We start from the raw sequence: 16,001 nt of genomic DNA, 5'->3' as shown, positions 1-16,001 counted from the left end.
TGCAGCATCGGCTTTGCGGGCTTGCGTGGGTAAAATACCCCACGCGACGATGCCGGACCTATTGGTGCGCGGGCTGGCGCTTATTCTGACGCAGGCGGAAATTGTACAGCAATAGCTGAGCACCCAGTTGCAGCTTCTTCCAGAACGAGGCAGTTTCTGCCGTTTCCAGCAGGTCAGCCGGGAAGATACTCTGGTACTTCGGAATATTGTGCGTACGGCGAATCGATTCGAGAGAGTTGTTCCACTCTTTCTCCCATTCGATGTTCATCATCACCGGCGCTTCCCGGCCGTGCTGCCAGGCCTCCCAGATAATCTGCATCAGGATGGTAAATCCCAGCGGTTCCTTAAACGTACTGATCGCCATGACTGTTGCGAGAAACATCGCTGAGTAGTTGTGTCCAAACTGGGCGAGTTGAAAACCCGAAATGGCAATCTCATTGGAGGATGTTGTTTCATACCCGGCAACCAGATGCCAGACATCGTGCATTTGCAGTATGCGGGCATTGAGGTAGTGCAGGGAGTGCGGCAGTTCGCTCAGGGCAATGGATTCACGATCCAGCACTTCAGGATCATAGCCATTCTCCACAATCATGGTGTGTAGGGAACGTCCCAGGCTGCCGGGCGGGCATTCGGCCAGTGCTTCTATATCTGTGTGGCCCGGAATCGGGTTTTTTACCGCCTCGGCAGAACCCTTGTGATGACGAGCCTGGTGTTCGGCGAGTTCAGCCATTTTCGGATGCACCGCTCCGGCAAGTGACGCGACTGCCACTGTGATAGAGATTGCATCGTAGCCCTCATCGTGCCCGTCGACTACTGTCCAGAAAGCCGACCAGAAACTGTCCTCCAACGGAGCCTCATCCAGACCGACGGGAACCTCGGGGGTGGGGCCGCTGCCGAGCCAGGCCGATGCGATATTGTCACACACAGACTCACAGGCCTCCGGGCAGGCGAACGCGACCCACGCCATGACGGCGCTGAGTTGCAGTCGCCCTTCGGCATCGCCTCGCTTGGTTGCCGCGACGGCAGCTGCTATCGCATTGGAATCCATATGCCGGGCTGATTGTTGCAATCGTTGTCTACGTGTCATGCTGAGCCTCCTTGTGGGCCGGTGGCGTCCGCGGGACTGGATCACGCGATAACCACCTGTTGATGAGCGCGCTGCTAAACCGAGTATACGACTTCTGCTACTGATGTGAACCCTCGATAGATCCTAAAAAAATCAATCAGTTGTGTGGTGACAAGTGTCATTTTTCCCGTTTTGAGTGGGATGCATGTCACTGGCGGCGGTGAAATAGCTGGGAATTTCAGCCCTAAAATTGACAGCCTTTGCAGTGTCAATTTATGTGCTGCCCGAGATGACAAAGCTTACAATTTGTTAATGTTTGAGCCAGTGCGTAGCATTGCCCACCCCGCTTCATCGGCGCGGGTCGCCTATTGTTGTTGTGAAGATGCCCTTTTTCGCCGGCAGCGACCCAGGCAGCCTCACCGGAGCAGGTAGAGGCTGAGAGGTGATCGCAGTCGCTTTGATCGCGGTGCGTAAAGCGCGTTCCGAGACGAGATCAGTCGGCCGAGTCGGCTCTGTAAAGGCGCCATTCCTCCAATCCGAAACCGAATGCCAGCAGTACATTCAGTGCGGTGTAAATGTTGATGGGAAACAGGAATATCAGGGCGATGGCGTAGTACACGAAGCTGATGGCCAGTGCGCGCCGAAAGGGGAGTTTGAGTGCACAAAGCCACACCAGCAATATCATCCAGGTCGCCTTGCTGAAATAGACCAGTTTGGCTACCGCCAGGTGCGCGGCAGGACTGTCGCCCTGCGCATACTTGGCGAAGATGGCAAAATCATCCTTGGTCCAGAAGTTCCATTCGAACTTCAGGTGAACGATGGAGTAGCACAGCAGGAAAAGGCCGTACATTGACACAAACTCACGCAGTGCCACGCGATTATTAGTCATAGCAGAATCCACCTTGTTATATGTCTGGGTTGGTATCGGGAATTCTACATGCGGGAGTCGTTGAAAGAGAAGCCCCGGTCTACAGCGGGGCTGTGTTCATTGTTGGCACAAGTGTGCGTTGTAGATCAGCGATAGGCGGATGCCGCGCTGTCTCGACGGCGTATCCCTAGAAATCAGTTGATATGCTGGGAGTAAATCCCACTTCCGTAGCCGCCGGCCAGTGACCGATCTTCTTGTCTTTGTGATCGGGGAGGTTGTTCAGCACTTCGATTCGTCCACCGCTGTGCAGAAATGCCTCTACCTGGTTGCTAATTTCAATGCGTAAACGCGCCTTGGCCTGCAAATTGTCCTGCTCTTGACTCGTGTGCATGGTTCGCTCTCCCTTTGACGTGAGGGAACGATGACACGCTTTTATTTCACTTGCGCGAATTAGAAATGAAGCCTTTATGACTGGATAAAGCCTGCTTCGAGCAGAAACCACCGTGCATGGTTACAGCTGTGCACCTGCACGGTGGTGGAGCGACTACCCGTTAGGAGTAGTCAGTGTGATATCAGCACCTACTGCCTGCGCGAGGGTCAGGCACCCACACTGATCAGCTGTGTATCGGACTGGCCACTTCCATCGCTGCGGTAGCGGTATTTAACATCGCTTCCCGATGGCGCATTTTGCAGCCGCGTATCCTGTGGCAGCTTGAATTCCATCTTCTGGTTGCTGCGTATTTTGCAGCGGGAATCGGAATCGTACTGGCTGATAGAGTGGATTTTCACACTCGTAGTATTTTGCCCAGCTTGTTCACCGTGCTGCACAGTGCCTTCCAGTAAGCAATCTTTCTCACTGCCAGCAAATGCCACAGGCGTCAGGAGTACCAATGCCGGAATAGCCAGTGTTTTAAGTAGTGGTTTCATATTATGTACCTCCATTTCTTGTCCACGGGAAAACAGTACACCTAAATGAAGCGTGCTTGCCACCTTGCGGGGAAGAAAATTCATCAAATTGTAACAATAATGTGTTTGGCCCCGTCGGTGAGTCGGGGTAATGCGTTTGGAGCGGATCGTCCGGGCGTGAAAAATCTGCTGCGAACCGTCCGATGTTGTCATTAAGTTGTCACATCCCTGTAAAAAACGCCGCCTATACTCTGGCCATCCGTCGACCCCCTGTGTATCTGCAGGACCTGAAGAGATTGCCTTTATATGAAACTTACGATCCGCTGCTGCCTGGTCCTGCTGTTCGTCCACGCGACACCGTCCTTGGCCCTGTCATTTGCGCCAGAGGAGTTTCAGGCATCCCGTAAGCTGGCATGTGTGCTGGCGCAACAGTCTCTCGGTCAGCTCAGCGAAGATGAGTACGGTGAGAGAACGCACACGCTTCTGGACGGGTTTGACGAGACTGAGCGCGACAATATTCTGGCTCAGGCGCTTGGCTATTATGGTGGACTGGTGTTCACCACAACCAGTAGCGATGATGCCGGCGTAAATCTGAAGCTTGAGGATTTTCTCGCGAGCAGCACCTGCGCCGACGGCTATAGTAAGGTAACTCTTCGGTTGTAATCCCAAAGCCGGGCAACAACACAGCGGGGCAATCCGCCGCTGATGGGATTCTTCAACCAGTTTTGGCCGTCTACCCGCTTTAGCAGTCAACCCGTTTCAGTCGTCACCAGGCTGATGTGTCCCGCGTAACTCTGCCTACACAAAGTTTCTAACACTCTGACACCATCCCGTTCCTTCACTGGCTGGCCTTGTACTGGTATGCCGGCAGACGTCTGTGGATGTCGTTCGAGGGACGCTTATCTGTCAGCCCTGAAAGGTTTAACAAATCTGAAACACAACTATCACGAGACTGTCACCTGCTGCGCCTAGCATGCCTCCCCATAGAAAACAGATCGATTCTGTGAGTACCCACGTCTATTCCACCGGTTCTGAAACGAATACAGGCCGGTGGAAAAACAGCTCACGTAAACCAAACCGTTCCAAGGTCAAGGCGAACACCAAATATGAAACGATTAGCAGTATACGCGGGTCTCGCGCTTTCTCTTCTGTCGCAACAGGTGCTTGCTGCCAACCTGTATCTAATGGTCTTTTACGAGGATGCACCTCTGAGTGGTGCGACCGTGCTCCTCGACGAGCGCAATCTGGGAACAACGGATGCCAGGGGGAGTGCCGAGGCGGTGCTGGAGTCCGGTGATCATGTGTTGACGCTGGTGGATCGAGATGACGGTACCGACTTTCCGGTCGAGTTCAGATCGGCTACAGAGGAAGATGTAGAGATAAAAGTCACGTTTAGCGCCGGTGCGGCGCCCGATGTGGCTATTCGCAAGTTTGGTATTGAAGGGGGACTTGGTGAGGGCTTTATCACGGGCAAGATTCTCGACCCGAGTGGTGCCGCCATCTCCGGAGCAACCGTAGCCGCTGCAGACTCTACCTATACTGTCACCACCGACGAATTCGGTGTCTATGTGCTGAAGATTCCACGCGGCGAGTACGCCATTGATGTCAGTGCCCCGGGGTATCAGAGTGCCACTGCGCCGAAGGTGCGCGTGATGGCAGACCTGGGTATCAACGCGACCGTAACATTGCGGCCCGAGGGGGCTGCCGGTCCTGTCGCCGGTGGTGCAGCATCACAGCCAATAGAAGAAGTATTCGTACTGGGTGTATTCAACCCGCAGGAGAACGCCTCCAGTGTTGAGCGCTATGCGGTTTCCATCACCAATGCTATCGACGCCGAACAGCTGAGCCGCTTTGGCGACAGCGATATAGGTGCTGCGTTGAATCGTGTGGTAGGTGTGGCGATTGTCGATCGCAAGTATGCAACTGTTCGCGGTCTCGATGGGCGCTATATCTCCAGTACGCTCAACGGCCTGCTGATGCCCAGTACCGATACGCAGCGCAGGGAGGTCGAACTCGACCTGTTTCCCACCGTTATCGTGGGCGGTATAGAGATTCAAAAATCGTATACCCCGGACCAGTTGGCGACCACCACCGGTGGTGCCATCCAGATTGAAACAAAAGGCATTCCCGATGAGCGCATTCTGCAGGTGAGTGGGTCGCTCGGCTACAACCCGGGGACTACCGGCACCGATATCCTCAGCTATGCCAGCAGCAATGGTGACTGGGCAGGCTATGACAGCGGCTTGAGAGAAATGCCCAATGGTGTGCTTGGCGCCACTGATGGCGGTCGCTCATTGACGGTGTGCGACCCGGCCATCGACCCGGTTCGCTGTACATCGCCGGCGGAAGCGGCACAACTGGGAGTTCAATTCCAGGACGACTACAAGGTGGGAGACAAAACCGGGTTACCCAATGGCGAGATATCAGTCGCCTTTGGGGACAGGTTGCCCGCAGGTGAAAACGAGTGGGGTTACTATCTGGCTGCCGATTTTGATCGCAAGACTGCGGATCGCGGCGATGCCGAGCTCACCGACCCTATCGGCCCTGAGGGAAAGTATCAACGCTCTGATGAGTCCACTGCGATCACGGGTTATGGCGCCGTGGGATACGAGTACGGTGCGGCGAATGAAATCATGGCAAAAACCATGTATCTGCATAATACCGACGACATTACGCGGGTCGATGACATTATCGACAATGCGGAAGAGAACCAGAAAAACATCTATTTGCTGGACTGGATCGAGCGGGAATTTATTTCACAGTCACTGACCGGGCACAACGAGTTCGATTTTGATCACGGTATTCACCAGCTGGACTGGCGCGGTGCCTACTCGGAAACCCGTCGGGATGAACCTGATCGACGTACCTATACCTACTACAACAACTTCTTCAACAGTACGGCATTCGAGCGTCGCTGGTCCAAGCTGAAAGAGACCAGCAAGGACCTGGGCGCGGACTACGCCATCGACCTGGACTGGGGCAGCAACAGCGCCACACAGATAAAGTTGGGTGGGATGTGGTCCGACAAGGACAGGAGTTTCGATCAGTACCGCTTTGGTGTCGACTTCACCGAGTTTGGTAGCGACATCGACCGAAATATCGACCAGAGTATCGAGGACGAGATTCTTACCTACAACAACTACGCCATCAACAAGCTGTTGTTGACAGCCAAAACCACGGATACCGACTCCTACAACTCCGAGGAAGAGATCAAAGCGGGTTACCTCACCACCAATACAGACTTTGGTGAAAGCTGGTCGCTGTTGGCCGGTGTGCGCTTTGAGAAATTCAACCAGAAGCTGGAGTACCCCAACGACCCGCGTGTGAACAGCGAACTCGATTATGACGATTGGTATCCAGCGATAAACCTGACATGGCGGCCGACCGAGGAAATACAGGTGCGCGCCGGTTACTCTCAGACGGTGTCTTACCCGGGGATCATCGAGCGCTCCAGCGCACAGACCTATGACGACCAGACGAACGAAGAGATCTACGGCAATCCCGATCTCGATGTTTCTACGATTGATAACTCGGATCTGCGCCTGGAGTACTACTTCTCAGAAACCGAGAGCGTATCACTTGCCTATTTCTACAAGTCCATCGACAACCCCGTAGAGCGCGCGGTCGTGGACGGTTCGGGTTCCTCTGCCAACGGTTATACCTTCATCAACCAGGAAAGCGCGGACCTCTGGGGTATCGAGCTGGACGGCTTCAAGAATGTACTGGAAGAGGACGACTACCTGGTATTTGTCAGCGGCAACGTGTCCTACATCGATTCCAAGGTGGATCTCTCGCCCGACTCGATAAGGCTCGAAGGTAGCGATGCCGATGGCCGCCAGCTTCAGGGTCAGTCCGAATGGCTGGGCAACTTGCAGCTCGGCATGGATCACTACCCGACAGAGCAGAAATTTACCCTGCTGGTGAACTACTTCGACAAGCGGATATTCCGGGTTGCTCGCGGTGCCAACACAGGACCCGAGTATGAGGATAGCCGGTGGCTTGTGGATTTCACCTACGAGAAAGAGTGGAACGAGAACCTGACACTGGAGGGTTCGATCAAAAATATCCTCAACACCAAAGTCGAGTACTCGCAGAACGGCAACACCATTGAAAGCTACAACTTGGGTAGGTTTTTCAAGGTGGGTATGACCTACAGGTTCTGATCTTTGTTCACGAGGCGGCAGGGAGAGGTGATATGAATTACTCAGCAAAACGAAGAAAGTGCAGTCGATCTGCATTAAATTTTAACTTGGACAGGAAGCAAACCATGTTTAAACAAAAGTTGTTTATAGCATTACTTGTGCCGCTTACCGCCGGCTTCGTCGGTTGCGGTGGCAGTGATGGAGACAATGTCAATATCAACAATGAGTTCTCGGGAAGTTCCAGCAGTAGCAGCTCCAGTAGCTCCAGCGGCGCTGGAGATTGCGCACAGGTTGTTGCTGCGGATTTTGTCGATTTCAATAGTGACTGCTCCATCGGTACGATTTCTGGCACCATAGACGAGGACTACACACTGTTGAGCGATGTGCAGTGGCGCCTCGACGGTAGTGTTATCGTCGGCGACGGCAACCGCACTGTCAGCAGTGAAGCCGATGTCCAGGCTATTCGCGACGCCGGCGTCACGCTGACAATCCAGCCCGGTACTGATATCCGCGCATTCAATACTGGTTCCCTGATCGTCACTCGCGGCTCCATGCTGATGGCTGACGGCAGTGCCTCATCACCCATTACCTTTAGCAGTCTGGACGATGATTACGATGGCCTTGGCGAATGGGGTGGTGTGGTTATCCAGGGTTTCGCCCCGCAGTACGGTCAGGGCGATACAGGGCCTTGCTACGGTTCAGGCGATGTCTGTAACGTTGAAGGCGAGGGCGGCACAGACGTATCCGTATACGGCGGTAATGATCCGGCTGACAACTCAGGCGTCATTCGTTACGTGCGTATCGCAGAGGGCGGCCTCGTTGCCGGCCCGGATAACGAGATCAACGGCCTGACATTACAGGGTGTTGGTTACGGCACTATGCTGGAGTACATTCAGGTGCACAGCAATCTGGATGACGGCATCGAGTGGTTCGGTGGTACGGTAGATCTGAAGTATGCGGTACTGACCAGCAATGATGACGATGATATTGACTACGATGAAGGCTACATGGGCAACATCCAGTATGTTTTCATTGCGAAAAACAACGTCAATGACGCTCCGCAGGGTTCAAATGACCCGCGCGGCATCGAAGCCAACTCCAGCGATGCAGCCTACGTTCCGCAAACGGAAGCAGTACTGGCCAACTTCACGATTATTGGCGGTAAAGTCAATAACAACGCCTCTTCAGCAGAAGGGCAGCAGCCTGGTATGCGTCTGCGTGGTGCTGTAAAAACAGCTATCTACAACAGCTCGGTGAGCAACTTCAACATCGGCTGTGTGCGCATCGACAATGCGGATGTGAAAGGTGACGGTACAGAAATTGTGCCTACTATCATCGGCATGGAAAACTTCCTCGGTGATTGCGAGGATGGCCTGTTCCAGAAACTGTCTCCCGATGTTGAAGACAATGTGGAAGCGCTGGTGCTGACTTACAGCGACACCATGGCTATCCAGGAAAGTGAAGCTCAATTGGCGCAGGCGCCGGTGATCACTGCGGTCAACAACGGTTCAGGTTTTGTCTTTGACCAGACCGATTATATTGGCGCGGTTGACCCCAACGGCACTGCCTGGTGGGAGGGCTGGACACTGCCCGGCACTGTGACTGAGGCCGAGCCGGTTGAGCCTGCTTCATTTGTCAGCTGTACCGATGACGCCACCGTTTGTACCGTTACCGGTACGATCGATCAGGATTACACGATGGTCGCCGGTGTAGAGTGGCGCCTCGATGGTGAAGTTATCGTCGGCGCGGGTAATGTTACAGTTTCCGGTGACGCCGATGTTCAGGCTATCCGCAATGCCGGTGTAACACTGACTATCCGACCCGGTGTGGATATTCGCTCTTTCGATGACGGTTCGCTGATCGTCACTCGCGGCTCGAAGCTTCACGCAGTGGGTTCCCCCGCGGCGCCGATCACCTTCAGCAGCCTCGACGAAGGCTATGACGGTGAAGGCGAGTGGGGTGGTGTGGTTATCCAGGGCTTTGCGCCTCAGTATGGACAGGGTGGTACCGGTGCCTGCTTCGGCACGGGTTCAGTCTGTAACATCAAGGGTGAGGGTGGCACCATCGTAGGTAACTACGGCGGTAATGATCCAGCGGACGATAGCGGTTCACTGCGCTATGTGCGTATTGCCGAGGGTGGTAAAGTTGCCGGACCGGATAACGAGCTCAATGGCCTGACCCTGCAAGGTGTGGGTCATGCTACTGATATCAGCTATATCCAGGTTCACAACAACCTTGACGATGGTATCGAGTGGTTCGGTGGTACGGTTAACGTAACGCATGTTGTACTCACCAATAACGATGATGACGACATAGATTACGACGAAGGCTACAAAGGTAATATCCAGTACGCCATCGTTCGTAAGAACCAAACCAAGGTTGCACCGACAGGCAGTAACGACCCACGTGGTATTGAGGCCAACTCAAGTGATGCATCCTATGTTCCCGAGACGGAAGCCGTACTGGCAAACGTGTTGGTTCTCGGCGGCCCGGTGAATAACAATGCTTCCTCAGCAGAGGGGCAGCAGCCAGGCATGCGACTGCGCGGTGCGCTGACCACGTCGATCTACAACTCGGCAGTCAGGGATTTCGACACCGGTTGTATCCGCATCGATGATGCTGAGCTGACAAACACCACGGTTCCTTCCAATGTCACGTTGGTCAATGTACCGGGTGCCTGCATCGATGGTTACTACAACAAGCGAGCGGCGGATACTGAAGTGAACTCAGGCGACACAAACTTCACGGTGAATGCCGCCTACGCACTCAACGCAGCTGCGGGCAACGTAGTTGCACCGGGTATACCCGCTGTAGACAACGGTTCAGGCTTTGTGTTTGACAACACCGACTACATCGGTGCGGTCAAACCTGGTACCGATCCGGCGGACGCGTGGTGGGCAGACTGGATCATCGAGGGGTCTCTCGACTGATCATCCCAACTCCCTCCAGGGACACTTCAAGCCGCGCTGTCACAGCGCGGCTTTTTTTTGCACTGAAAAATGTGCTGTAGTTCTGGGGAAAAGCTTGGCGAGCGGATTAAACAGGCTGTTTTACAAGGCCGCGCATTGCGCAGTGCTGTGCCATTAGTGGTTACTGGCGTTGGAGGTGGCGATCCAGGATCTTTTGCAGGGCGACAGCATCATTGCTGAACACCCATTCGATGCCCCGGTTCAGTTCCCGGAACAGGCAGTTTTTTGACGTGGGAAAACCGGTCCCCAGACGTTGGTTGTGTGCCGCGTGGCGCCGCATCAGTTGATTGGTCAAAAGCAGGTAGTGTCCTCCCAGCCCGGCGTAGCCGTGCTCGATGGTCTGTGCGCTGATCGTGCTTACATTGGTTTCGGCCACGGGGAAGAAGCATTCGAGTGGGAGAAAATCCAGCGGCTCGAAAAGTGTCGGGTCCAGCGCCAGCAGGTGGTAGTCGAGTGCCGGCGTCATCGGTGCAAGCAGCGAGCGCAGTATCTCGCGTTGCTCCTGGGGTTGCGGCCACGGCTCCGCCTTTAATTCAAGCATGAGGTGGGTGTTACCCGCGAAACGTTGAATGACCTCTGACAGTTTGGGAATGTCGGGGACCCGCGCGTGTAACTGATCGAATGTCAGGCTGCTGACGTCGCTCGGCTCGCCGAATACACGCTGCGGGCTGGCATCGTGGCAGATAACAGGTACCAGATCGGCCGTCCACCGTATGTCGCATTCAATTCCCCAGACACCAGCAGCGCTGGCCAGCTCGAAAGCCTCAATGGTATTCTCCATCACGCCTTTGCCACTGTGTTCTCCCCGATGGGAAATGATTCTGCAGCGCTCAAGTGCCGCGTGCTCTGGTACTGGGCGGGGTATCACCGCCATGATTGAGTCGACGACTGCCATTGCAATATCGAGTAAACTCATTGGCCACCCACAGTTTTTTCGGGAATTTGCCCCGGATGTTAGCCCCTCGGTAGCGCCCGAGTAAATGGAGTAGCAGAAGAATTTCATGAGAAACTCGAACCATCTGACGACTTCTGCACCCGGTAGTCACCCCGCCAGTAAGCGCGAATTGGCCGCCTGGGCATTCTACGATTTTGCCAATTCCGGCTATACCACAGTCGTGATGACGACGATCTACAGCGCCTATTTTGTCGGCGTGATCGCAGCGACACTTGACGAGCAGTCCCCTGGTACGGCGACGCTGTATTGGACGCTCGCGATCGGCGCTGCAAATCTGTTTGTGCTACTGGCAGGGCCGGTTATTGGCGCGGTGGCAGACCACAGGGCGAGAAAGAAGCGCTATCTGATGGTGTCTTCAATTCTGTGTGTGGCCGGCACAGCCGGTCTCTCACTGGTAGGGCCTGGCGAAGTGGCTCCAGCAATGATTCTTCTGGTAGTGGCGACAGTCGCATTCGCGCTGGGGGAAAATCTGATTGCGGCTTTTTTGCCGGAGATCGCTCACCCCGACGGAATGGGGCGCGTGTCCGGTTACGGCTGGAGTCTGGGCTACTTTGGTGGGCTGCTGACACTGGGTGCCTGCCTCATGTATATCAATTGGGCGAGCGATCAGGGGCTTGCTTCCACCGATTATGTGCCCGTTGCGCTGCTGATCACAGCTGTTATTTTCGCAATTACTGCCTGTCCTACTTTTCTGTGGCTGCGCGAGCGCGCAAAGCCCAGACCGGCCATCGACGGCGTATCCTACCTCAAGGCGGGTTTCGCACAGGTTGGAAAAACACTGCGCCACGCCGCACACATGCCGGACCTGTTCCGCTTTCTGCAGTGTCTTACGCTGTTTCAGGCCGGCGTCGCTACAGTTATTGTAGTGGCGGCGATCTATGCGCAGGAGGAGATGGGTTTTGACACGCAGCAACTCATCACCCTGATTATGGTGGTGAACCTGACGGCCGCCATCGGTGCTTTCGCATTCGGCCATGCGCAGGATCGGTTCGGTTCTGTGCGCAGTCTCGCGGTGGCGTTGCTGGTGTGGGTCGCCGCCATAGTGGTGACACTGTTGGCTGACGAGCCCAGTGATCTCTGGCTGGCGGGAAACCTTATGGGGCTTGCTATGGGCGCGACGCAGGCGGGTGGTCGCGCGCTTATCGGACAGTTGACCCCAGAATCACGCAACGCGGAAATATTTGGTTTGTGGGGTCTGGCAAATCGCGCTGCTGCGATAATCGGCCCGGTGAGTTATGGGGTTATCAGTGAGTTGAGTGGCGGCAATTACCCGCTCGCAATGGTGTCGACACTGGCATTCTTTCTGCTGGGTCTGCTGCTGTTGTTCACTGTGAATGAAGAGCGCGGTAAACTGGCGGCTGCCGCGCTGAGCCAGGCATAGCGCTTGGCATAGCTTTCAACGCCGTCGAAAATGTCTTGGCGTGCTTGCCGCCGCACTATACTCTTTACATCAGTACGCGTTCGACCAAGTACCGTAATTATAATAAATGGGTGGGTACCCGCCGCCCAATATGTAGGGAGATTCAGGTTGATACAGTCAAAGTACGTTCGCCATCTGTCGCGCAAGTGGTCTGTAACCCTGGCATTGTTATCACTGCTCTGGGCCTGTAGCGACACATCGAATAATTCACCTGTTGAACAGAAGCCGCAAGCAGCGAACCCGACTGTCGAGGGGCCGGTCAGCGGTGGGGGAGCGGCGGATTGCTGCATTATTAACTTCGGTCCTCTGCCGGTCGATTTAAGAACACAGGGCTATGTACCGGGTACACCGTTCTATGCCGGAGTCTCATTCGACGAAGCGGAAGTCGGGTATCGCGAAACCGAGTATTTTATAGTCGGAACGGCGATGTCCTATATGGCCACCGATGAGCTGCGATCTGACGGGGAGTGGTCTGTCACGGGTGCTGATGCTGCGGACTATGTATCGCGCATCGTGGTGCTGCGACCCATGGATGAAGCCGCGTTCAACGGCACTGTTGTCGTGGAATGGTTCAATGTCTCCGGTGGCCTGGATGCCGCGCCAGACCTGACCCAGATGCACACGGAACTGATGCGTGAAGGTTATGTCTGGGTGGGGGTGTCCGCGCAGTCAGCGGGCATAGAGGGCGGTGGTGCATTTGACCTGCCATTGAAGCTGATCGATGCGCAGCGCTATGGCCGTCTCAATCATCCCGGTGACAGTTTCTCCTATGATATTTTCTCGCAGGCGGCACAGGCCGTACGCAACCCGGTGGGTATCGATCCGCTGGATGGCCTAAGTGTGCAGCGTATGATTGCGGTGGGGCAGTCGCAGTCGGCGTTTCGCCTGGTGAGCTATGTTAATGCTGTCCATCCCACAATAGATCTGTTCGATGGCTTTGTCATTCACGCTCGTGGCAAAGGCAGTTCCGCGATATCACAATTGCCGCAGCTTGAGGTTGCTACGCCTGATCCTGTGTTTATCCGTGAGGACCTGACTGAGCCGGTACTTGTCCTGCAGTCGGAAACAGACCTGTTCATACTGGGTTCGGTGACGCAGCGACAGCCTGACTCGCGGTTTATCCGTCTGTGGGAGGTCGCCGGTGCCGCCCACTCCGATGTGTACACAACCATAAAAGGGCCGGTTGACAGGGGCGGCGATCCCACCGTGGCCGATGTTATTTCCAACAGTGATGCCCGCCCGCCATTTATCAGTTGCCCTGTCCCAGTGAACGATGGTCCTGGTCACTGGGTAGCTAAAGCCGCTGTCGCGGCGGTGGACAAGTGGATACGCAGCGGTGAGGCGGCGGCCTCAGCGCCGCTGCTGGCGCTGAATCCACAGGGCACAGAATTCCTGTATGACCACTTGGGCAATGTGCGCGGCGGTGTTCGCACACCCTATGTCGATGCGCCTGTCGCCGTTCTTTCCGGTGACGGACAGCCGCCTGCGAACGCAGCATTCTGCGGCTTGTTCGGCACCACCGAACTGTTTGATGATGTGCTGTTGGCAAGCCTCTACCCGGACAAGCAGGCGTATATCGATGCCATCGACAAATCTACCGATGAGTCGGTAGCAGCTGGCTTCCTGCTTCCCAAAGATGCGCAGTTGATCAAGGCGCGGGCGCGAACATCGACTGTCGCTGAAGCGCCCGGTTCTTGATGACAGGACCGGCTTGGTACCGCGCCAGGCTAATCAGTTGATGCCAAGCGGGTCAGTTGGCGCTGAGTGCCAGATAGAAAAAGTACATGCAGATGCCGTAACTGCCGATGAATATTAGTGAGCGCAACTTGTCTGCATTGCCGATATACGCGGGAATATAGGCGATGCGCAGGGCGACAAGGACCATGACCGGTGTCGAGACGCCGTTCAGGTTTACGCCGGATATAAACAGCGCCAATACAGCTGCACTGTATACCGCCAGCGCCTCCCAACTGTTTCCCTGCGCCGCCACAGCCCGTGCGCCTGCGCCGGATAACTGCTGCCATTGGCCGCGAGGTTCCTTGTTGTCGACACTGCCCAACTGCTGCTGACGGTAATAACCCGCAACCCAGGAACAGGCGATCGGAAGAATGCATAAAATGAGTAAGCCTGTGATAACGGTATCCATTATTCTGTTCTCCAGTTTTATTCAGGCATGATCATACGCAGCGATGATGTGGCGCGCTACCAGTTCCGGGTCTTGCATTGGAATGAAATGGTTCAGTTCGGGAAGGTAAACCTCTTCGCAGTCTGGCAGGGCTGACGCGAGGCCGGGCCAGGTGGGTGAGCTGCTCAAGTCCAGTGCATCGGTTTCAGACGGGGCGGCGCGCAGCAGTGTGACACGTGAGGTGATGTGGCAGAGTTCGTCAAGCACGATTTCGTTGCCAGCCTGGTTGAGGTAGATGCCGGCCTCATTGATCGGGTCACAGGCCAACTGGTACAGGGCATTCTCACCAGAGGGTAGCAGTGCGTAATCGCAGTAATCCCGCAGGACCTCGGGCTGCCAGGTATTGAAGGGCGTGCGTCCGCTGAAACGATCGTACATCTCCTGCGCGTCATGCCACTGGTTCTTGCGCCGGCTAACCGGATGGTCACTGGCATTCAACTCGGCGGAAAAATGTTGAAACTGCTCGTAGCGCTGCGGTGACATAATCACCGGGTCTATCAGTACCAGGTGTTTGAATCGCGCGGGAATCCGCGCGGCAGCGCGCGCCATCAGATGGCCCCCGATGGAGTGTCCCACACCGACTATACGCCGCAGGTCCAACCTCTCTACAAGTTGGCACACATCATCCGCCATCAATTGCCAGTCCACAGCGCCATGGCTGTCGCTAGCGCCGTGGAAGCGAAGGTCTATCGCGTAGACATGCCGATCGGGAAGGTGCCTGACCACCTGCTTCCAGCACCGGCTGTGGAAGCCTGTGGCGTGCAAAAGCAGTATGGGGTCGCCTCGTCCGGGCCATTCGATGCCGGCCAGTTCAATCTCGCCGATGTCGAGGCGGAATTCTCGGGGTTCTTGCATGGGGTATTCATACCTGTGGAAGTTTCTAAAAGGGGGTAACGAAACCCTGGTCAGCGCAGCGCTGCCCTGACTTTGGGGTCATAGCTTTTGCGGATAAGTGATGCTGGATAGTTGTAGTCTGGCCGTCGGTAGGGCACAGGAGAAACATGTGGCGGTCGCGCGATTGGATGCACCGGGCGCTTGGAACGTCGCCAGCTACGACGCGTCGGATAGGGGATATAGTCTGCATAGATGCCCGTCGTGTCGTAGTACTCTGTCAGTTGCGGATGGGGTGTTTCCACGTATCGCTGTTCATCAAGCTGGCGCATCTCGGCGCGATGCTTTTCTCGCGCGATGCGATCGGCCACCATACGGTCGGTGGTCTCTCGCATGTCTTCAAGACGCTGTGCTGTCACATCGCTCGAAGCTGGTGCCGGAGTATCAATGACCACGGTCTCCACCACTACATTTTCCGCGGGTGGGGTATCCGAAAAAGTCACGACACCACTGTCGTCAATGGTCTTATATACAGTCTCGGCAAAAACCGGCAGGCAGCACAGCAGAGCCAAAGGGAAAGTCAGGAAATGATTGTGCCAGTGCTTCATAGTCTTGAGTACGGATATCCCCGCTCGAACTCAGCAGATACCCGAGAGATT

The 16,001-nt window shown here is 55.3% G+C and carries 13 protein-coding genes; 5 read left to right on the top strand and 8 right to left on the bottom strand.

Going from position 1 to position 16,001, the window contains the following annotated elements; all coding sequences use genetic code 11:
- Nucleotides 1–58: 58 nt before the first annotated feature.
- From AC0L6S_RS08730 to AC0L6S_RS08715, 4 genes are all read right to left on the bottom strand, one after another.
- Nucleotides 59–1,087 (bottom strand): Coq4 family protein, encoded by a 1,029-nt coding sequence (locus AC0L6S_RS08730; RefSeq protein ID WP_473428054.1) that lies wholly within the window; start codon nucleotides 1,085–1,087, stop codon nucleotides 59–61.
- 472 nt (nucleotides 1,088–1,559) lie between these two features.
- Nucleotides 1,560–1,955, bottom strand: a complete 396-nt coding sequence (locus AC0L6S_RS08725) for a hypothetical protein (RefSeq protein ID WP_473428052.1) — start codon at nucleotides 1,953–1,955, stop codon at nucleotides 1,560–1,562.
- A 166-nt stretch (nucleotides 1,956–2,121) separates the two neighbouring features.
- On the bottom strand, nucleotides 2,122–2,325 hold the full coding sequence (locus AC0L6S_RS08720) for a hypothetical protein (protein WP_473428051.1): 204 nt from the start codon (nucleotides 2,323–2,325) through the stop codon (nucleotides 2,122–2,124).
- A 206-nt stretch (nucleotides 2,326–2,531) separates the two neighbouring features.
- Complete coding sequence (locus tag AC0L6S_RS08715) at nucleotides 2,532–3,053, bottom strand: hypothetical protein (RefSeq protein WP_473428050.1); 522 nt, start codon at nucleotides 3,051–3,053, stop codon at nucleotides 2,532–2,534.
- Nucleotides 3,054–3,146: 93 nt separating this feature from the next.
- On the opposite strand from AC0L6S_RS08715, the gene AC0L6S_RS08710 reads away from it, so the two are divergent.
- From AC0L6S_RS08710 to AC0L6S_RS08700, 3 genes are all read left to right on the top strand, one after another.
- Entirely contained in the window at nucleotides 3,147–3,503 is a 357-nt protein-coding gene (locus AC0L6S_RS08710) for a hypothetical protein (protein WP_473428048.1), read from the top strand.
- Nucleotides 3,504–3,946: 443 nt separating this feature from the next.
- Complete coding sequence (locus AC0L6S_RS08705; protein WP_473428047.1) at nucleotides 3,947–7,003, top strand: TonB-dependent receptor; 3,057 nt, start codon at nucleotides 3,947–3,949, stop codon at nucleotides 7,001–7,003.
- Nucleotides 7,004–7,107: 104 nt separating this feature from the next.
- Entirely contained in the window at nucleotides 7,108–9,912 is a 2,805-nt protein-coding gene (locus tag AC0L6S_RS08700) for a hypothetical protein (RefSeq protein ID WP_473428046.1), read from the top strand.
- Nucleotides 9,913–10,072: 160 nt separating this feature from the next.
- Here the strand turns inward: AC0L6S_RS08700 and AC0L6S_RS08695 are convergent, their stop codons facing one another.
- Nucleotides 10,073–10,867 carry a glycerophosphodiester phosphodiesterase gene (locus tag AC0L6S_RS08695; protein ID WP_473428045.1) on the bottom strand — a complete coding sequence of 265 codons (795 nt, stop codon included), beginning with the start codon at nucleotides 10,865–10,867 and terminating at the stop codon, nucleotides 10,073–10,075.
- A gap of 85 nt (nucleotides 10,868–10,952) precedes the next feature.
- Between AC0L6S_RS08695 and AC0L6S_RS08690 the strand changes: the two genes are divergently transcribed.
- Together AC0L6S_RS08690 and AC0L6S_RS08685 are read left to right on the top strand one after the other, a co-directional pair.
- Nucleotides 10,953–12,287, top strand: a complete 1,335-nt coding sequence (locus tag AC0L6S_RS08690; protein WP_473428044.1) for an MFS transporter — start codon at nucleotides 10,953–10,955, stop codon at nucleotides 12,285–12,287.
- Nucleotides 12,288–12,434: 147 nt separating this feature from the next.
- Nucleotides 12,435–14,024, top strand: coding sequence for an alpha/beta hydrolase domain-containing protein (locus AC0L6S_RS08685; RefSeq protein WP_473428041.1), 1,590 nt, complete (start codon nucleotides 12,435–12,437; stop codon nucleotides 14,022–14,024).
- A gap of 52 nt (nucleotides 14,025–14,076) precedes the next feature.
- Here AC0L6S_RS08685 and AC0L6S_RS08680 read toward each other — a convergent pair whose 3' ends face one another.
- The 3 genes from AC0L6S_RS08680 to AC0L6S_RS08670 are packed head-to-tail and all read right to left on the bottom strand — an operon-like array spanning nucleotide 14,077 to nucleotide 15,950.
- On the bottom strand, nucleotides 14,077–14,472 hold the full coding sequence (locus tag AC0L6S_RS08680; RefSeq protein WP_473428040.1) for an MAPEG family protein: 396 nt from the start codon (nucleotides 14,470–14,472) through the stop codon (nucleotides 14,077–14,079).
- Between the two features lie 21 nt (nucleotides 14,473–14,493).
- A complete protein-coding gene (locus tag AC0L6S_RS08675) occupies nucleotides 14,494–15,366 on the bottom strand; it encodes an alpha/beta fold hydrolase (protein WP_473428038.1) in 873 nt (290 codons plus the stop codon).
- A gap of 50 nt (nucleotides 15,367–15,416) precedes the next feature.
- Complete coding sequence (locus tag AC0L6S_RS08670) at nucleotides 15,417–15,950, bottom strand: DUF4124 domain-containing protein (RefSeq protein ID WP_473428037.1); 534 nt, start codon at nucleotides 15,948–15,950, stop codon at nucleotides 15,417–15,419.
- Nucleotides 15,951–16,001 lie beyond the last annotated feature (51 nt).

Source organism: Halioglobus sp. D3-4 (genome assembly GCF_055809315.1).
The sequence above is the reverse complement of the archived record's forward strand: the minus strand, read 5'-3'. Positions and strand labels throughout refer to the sequence as shown.